Below are 5,194 nucleotides of genomic sequence, written 5' to 3'. Positions count from 1 at the left end.
ATTATGTCTATACTGTGACATGTCTTTCTACCTATAGATTATGAATAAAAAACACGTAAGCTTCTCGCTTACGTGTTTCCCGTATTAACGGGTATCCCGATTGATAAGGGCTAATTAAATTCCCACTTTATCCATTCACTTTTTCCGCTTGCCAAAAATACCCTCCAAATGCTTTAGCAAGAACATCAATCGATCTATTTAATTCTTCATCTGTATTATCTACGCCACCAACTTCAATTAAAATCGCCTGTCCTGATAAGTCTTGATTATAGACTCCATTTCCTGTTTGGAACCCTTTTTGAATTACACCACGGCTCACTCCTGGATATTTCTTATTAATTTCCTCATGAAGAGCTGTTGCTAATTGTAAGTTCTTTTCATAATTTTTATTTCCTTTCCCAATTACAAAAGCAAGCTTTGCATATGATTTATCTCCAATTGTTTTTGTCGTGACATTTTTCCGTGCACTATCACGGTGCAAATCGAAAAAATATTGGAGTTCTTTATTACCAGCCATCGCTTCTTGTACAATTTCTCGTGACAGTTTATAAGAACTATTACTATTTAATCCTTTACTTATTAATTTTTGACCAACATCCGTTTTATCGTTAGTAGCACCGATCCCTTCACTTTCTAACTGTTCACGCAATCGATCGCCAACTATTGAAATATTCGTTACAGAACTCGTTGCTTTATTTGGATTTGGGTCATTCGTTAAGTTGAGTAACGGCAAATAAGATTCCCAGCTATGTGAATGATAAATCAATGCAACTTGTCTTTTTCCCGTCGTTTGAGATGGTTGTTTCTTCTCTTTATTCGGATCAGGCTTAGGAACTTGTCCAGCTTCTCCAGTCCGTTCCTTCACTACTTCTTCAAGAGGAACACTCGATTCTATCGGTAAGTTGGAGTAATTTGTTCCTTCACCTGCTATAACGATTTCTGTATCATACTTTCCAAATCCCGGAAGCTCCTTTCCGACAAAACTACGTACATCATCAAAACGAATATTCGTAGCCATCGAAAAGAGGAATGAAGAAATAGAAAAGTCTTGATTCAAATTCCGGTACTCCTGTGTAAAATAATGATTCTCTTTCCCAATAACGTACATGTAACCATTCATTGATAACTCATTTAACCAATTATATAAATACGTTGACTTTGTCTCTTTCATGGAAGTTACCATTACACTAATAAGAAAGAAAGTCGCTAATACCGTAGTAATAACAAATATAATTAACTTGCGTACACTTGTTAATTTCACGTAAAAAAAGCCTCGATTCATACTATCACCCTCTCTATTTCAAGTTATGTACAAGCTCTAGAGAATAGACCGCTTAAATTCCGGCTATATTGTTAATGAGGTGAAATGAATTGAAGCTACTAATAGGAACATTACCAATCGTCTTATCATTTATTTTTTATTTGTTTGCTTTACATCCTAAAATTCGTATTACGCTACATATTTTCGCATACTTAGCACTGTATGTACTCGGGACAATTATTTCTATTAATATATATGATGTTTTAATACAAAATTTAGTTTTCATGACAAGCATTCATGGAATTTTACTAAATCCATTTTTTCTACTTGCAGGAGCGTATATAGGGGTATACACTTTGTACTTAATTTTGTCTCAAATTGTTATGAAACTAATGAATTCCAAAAATGGAGTGTAACGAAATGCGGACACCATTTATCTGTCATAAATGCAAAAAAAGAATAGCGAGAAAGAAAGATCTTATTACCTCTACATGGCATTTCCGCTTTTATTTATTTCACAACACTTGTTTCAAAAATCAGCAATTATTTGTCTCACGTTTTATTCCTATAAATACACTCTTTGGTTTCTTTCTTATTATATATGGGCTTATTGCGGGTAGCATTCTAATGTTCACGGAGCCATCTATCGTTTGGCTTATTTTTTTGCTTCCTATTTTATATCGGTTTCTTTCCTATTATTACGTTGAACGTTTTTTCTGTAAATAACTAGTAGACTGACCTCTAGGAATGCTTAAACACTCCCAATCATTTTCTTTTAACATTTTACCAATGTAAATGATTTGTCCAATATGTAAAGCATAATGAGAAATTTGCCTTTCGATCGCTTGCATTACAGTGTGTTCTTCTCCGCGAATGTATACTGTCTTTAATAAGTGTTCAGACATTATAGTATTCATCGTTTTAAAAACGTATTCCCACCCTTCTTGCCACGCTGCAAGGGCTTCTTCCTTTGAATGATAGCCTCCTTCAAATTCACCATCTCGGTTACGATTTATTTTTTCACCATCAGACGTTAAAAAATCTGTCCATCTTGAACGCATATTACCATGTAAATGCTTAATAATAATCGCAATACTATTTGTCTCCTCATGAGAAGACCACATTATCTGTTCATAAGATAATTGAGAAAGTACTCGTTCTCCTTGGTTTTGTGTTGCTTTAAAATTCGAAATGGCACATTTTAAATACTCTCGTCTAATATCCAAATTAACACCTACCTTCACACTAACTAATTTTCGTTCCATTCGGTAGTTCCATATTAGGCTGAAGTAAAACAACATCGTCAGCTTCAGGAACTCCGCCAAGTACAAGTACTTCCGATTTAAATCCTGCCACACGCTTTGGCGGGAAATTCACTATAGCAACGACTTGTTGACCAATTAAATCTTCTGGATTGTATCTTTTCGTAATTTGAGCACTTGATTGCTTAACCCCTAACTCTCCAAAATCAATCTCTAACTTAATTGCAGGAATCCTTGCTTCTTTAAATTCCTCCGCCTTTCTTACCGTCCCAATACGCAAATCCAAAGTTAAAAAATCTGCAAAACTAGCCATTTTATCAATCCTCCCAATTATTACTTAGACGAAACATAAAAATCCCCTTCAAAAAAAGAAAGGCGCCTAGGCACCTTTCTTTTGTAACTCACTTGATTCATTTGATTTATAGAAGAAGAAACCGAGAACCCCGCCAATACATGCTGGGATTAACCACCCTATTCCTTCTTTATATAACGGTAACATTTGTAGTACATTTGAAATTGCGTCAATTTTGATGTTCGCACTTTCTAAACCATTAAATAAACTAATCGACAATGCACCTAATATTGCACCAATATAAATTGTATTACGCTTTCCAATCCATTTATGGAAATACGAAAGTACAATTAATACAATTGCAACTGGATAAATGATCATTAACACTGGTAAAGTTACTGCGATTAATTGTGTCAATCCTAAGTTAGATACAATTAAACTAAATACACATACTATTGTTACAATCGTTTTATGTGAAAATTTCGGGAATAAGTTTGTAAAGAAGCCTGCACAGGCAGATGCTAATCCAACCGAAGTCGTTAAACAAGCAAGTGTAATAACAAGTCCTAATAAAATTTTCCCACTCGTTCCATACAACTCATTTACAACATTCGTTAATATAAGACCACCGTTCTCTGAAACACCAAGTGATGTACTTGTTGAACCTAGATAAGCAAGTGATAAATATATTAACGTTAAACCTATTACAGCAATTACTCCTGATACGACTGTTATTTTTGCGATTTGTCCGCTCTCTTTTATTCCTTTTGAGCGAATAACTTGTACAACAACAATTCCAAACACAAGAGCACTAATTGCATCCATCGTTAAATACCCTTGAATAAACCCTCCAAAGAAAGCATTTTCTTTATAAGCAGCTAACGGTTCCGCCGGTGTTCCAATCGGATCAATAATTGCCTTTCCGACAATAACAGCAACTATTAATACTAACAACGGTGTAAGGAACTTTCCAAACCAATCAACTAATTTAGATGGATTTAATGATAAATACCACGTTACTCCGAAGAAAACTATAGTGTAAAGGAACAGCATGTACCATTCTGAAACCATTGCTTCTGATAAAAACGGCTTCATTCCCATTTCAAACGAAACAGCTCCAGTACGCGGGATCGCAAAGAATGGTCCAATTGCTAAATAACTAACTAGTGGAAAAATAAACGCAAATATAGGGTGAACTCTAGAAGATAGCGCTTTCAAGTCCCCCTCTACAAACGCGACAGCTGTGACAGCTAATAGGGGAAGTCCGACTCCCGTTACAAGGAATCCAATTGTAGCAATCCAAACATTTTCTCCTGCTTGTTGACCTAAAACTGGTGGAAAAATTAAATTTCCTGCTCCTAAAAATAATGCAAATAACATTAAACCGATTGCTAGCGTATCACCTGGCCTTAATCGTCCCTTCATCTCTTTCATTTGCATAGCACTTTTTCATTGTTTTTCTCTATTCTCACAATATGCTATGCATCCTCCTCTCCGTTCATAATCATAAAGTATGTCCCTTACAAAGCAATGTCCTTCTCCATAATTTCTCCATTCCCCTTTTAATTACTCTAAATAATAAATTTTGATTTTTTTGAAAATTTAAGTCATTAGAGTGTTATGACGTGGAGTTTAGTTGTCAGACCTCTTTGTTTTTATCACACATATAGTAACATATTTGGCTGAAAAATAAAAACATATTTTTAAATAGAATTTTTTGAAAATCAAAATTATCCACGCATACCTCCTTTATTTATTCTATTACACAAATTTTTTTAGAAATTTACGATTTTTACATTTTATTATATTTGAATATTTTTATGCGAAAGAAAGTAAAAGCCATCAAAAAATAAGATGGCTTTTACTTGTTACTCTATCGTTTCAACTTCACGTGGATTCTTCATCTCTTCAACATACACAACTCTAAATCCATGATCTTCTAAATCCTTTAGCAATGTTTCTAATTCACTATCTTCAAACTCTTCTCCCAATGTAAACATAATTCTACGTACTAATAAAGCATCATTATCAAAAGTCATTAAGCTTTGAATACCAGTGTATTTCTTTAGCACTGTCGATAATTTTTGAATGGCCCCATTATAATCTTGTGTTCCAATCATGACAGAATATTTACTAGAATGGACTCCCCATGCATCTTCTAATAGTTCAAAAACTTTTTTATGAGTTAAAATACCAAGGAAGACCCCTTTTTCATCAACTACTGATAAATACGGTAGTTTTTTAATTGTAAAAAATACTTTAAAGAAGGAAGAGTCTTCTCTCACGTACCCATTCTTATCGTTCAATAATTGTAATACATTATCTTCAAGTGAACCTTTATATTCTAAAATATCTACTTTGTATACATTCCCTAAAAAC

Annotated in this window: 7 protein-coding genes; 2 read left to right on the top strand and 5 right to left on the bottom strand. The window is 34.0% G+C overall.

Going from position 1 to position 5,194, the window contains the following annotated elements:
- Nucleotides 1-127 precede the first annotated feature (127 nt).
- A complete protein-coding gene (spoIIP, locus tag AB3X48_RS17340; RefSeq protein ID WP_078173780.1) occupies nt 128-1,282 on the bottom strand; it encodes a stage II sporulation protein SpoIIP in 1,155 nt (384 codons plus the stop codon).
- Between the two features lie 89 nt (nt 1,283-1,371).
- Here spoIIP and AB3X48_RS17335 point away from each other — a divergent pair, with 89 nt between their 5' ends.
- Complete coding sequence (locus tag AB3X48_RS17335) at nt 1,372-1,677, top strand: hypothetical protein (RefSeq protein ID WP_002200755.1); 306 nt, start codon at nt 1,372-1,374, stop codon at nt 1,675-1,677.
- Nucleotides 1,678-1,681: 4 nt separating this feature from the next.
- Nucleotides 1,682-1,987, top strand: a complete 306-nt coding sequence (locus AB3X48_RS17330; RefSeq protein WP_016104628.1) for a hypothetical protein — start codon at nt 1,682-1,684, stop codon at nt 1,985-1,987.
- Here AB3X48_RS17330 and AB3X48_RS17325 read toward each other — a convergent pair.
- The 4 genes from AB3X48_RS17325 to AB3X48_RS17310 all read right to left on the bottom strand — a co-directional run.
- Nucleotides 1,960-2,526 carry a DUF1572 domain-containing protein gene (locus tag AB3X48_RS17325; RefSeq protein ID WP_016104627.1) on the bottom strand — a complete coding sequence of 189 codons (567 nt, stop codon included), beginning with the start codon at nt 2,524-2,526 and terminating at the stop codon, nt 1,960-1,962. The genes AB3X48_RS17330 and AB3X48_RS17325 overlap by 28 nt on opposite strands.
- Nucleotides 2,507-2,836: a chaperone CsaA gene (gene csaA, locus AB3X48_RS17320; protein ID WP_088098988.1), complete on the bottom strand. Its 330-nt coding sequence runs from the start codon at nt 2,834-2,836 to the stop codon at nt 2,507-2,509. The genes AB3X48_RS17325 and csaA overlap by 20 nt, the downstream gene beginning before the upstream one ends.
- A gap of 66 nt (nt 2,837-2,902) precedes the next feature.
- Nucleotides 2,903-4,240, bottom strand: coding sequence for a branched-chain amino acid transport system II carrier protein BrnQ4 (brnQ4, locus tag AB3X48_RS17315; protein WP_088099012.1), 1,338 nt, complete (start codon nt 4,238-4,240; stop codon nt 2,903-2,905).
- 443 nt (nt 4,241-4,683) lie between these two features.
- On the bottom strand, nt 4,684-5,194 hold a 511-nt coding region (locus AB3X48_RS17310; protein ID WP_367959759.1), incomplete at its 5' end, for a CBS domain-containing protein.

This window comes from Bacillus sp. S4 (assembly GCF_040838205.1).
GTDB lineage: Bacteria > Bacillota > Bacilli > Bacillales > Bacillaceae_G > Bacillus_A > Bacillus_A cereus_U.
The sequence above is the reverse complement of the archived record's forward strand: the minus strand, read 5'-3'. Positions and strand labels throughout refer to the sequence as shown.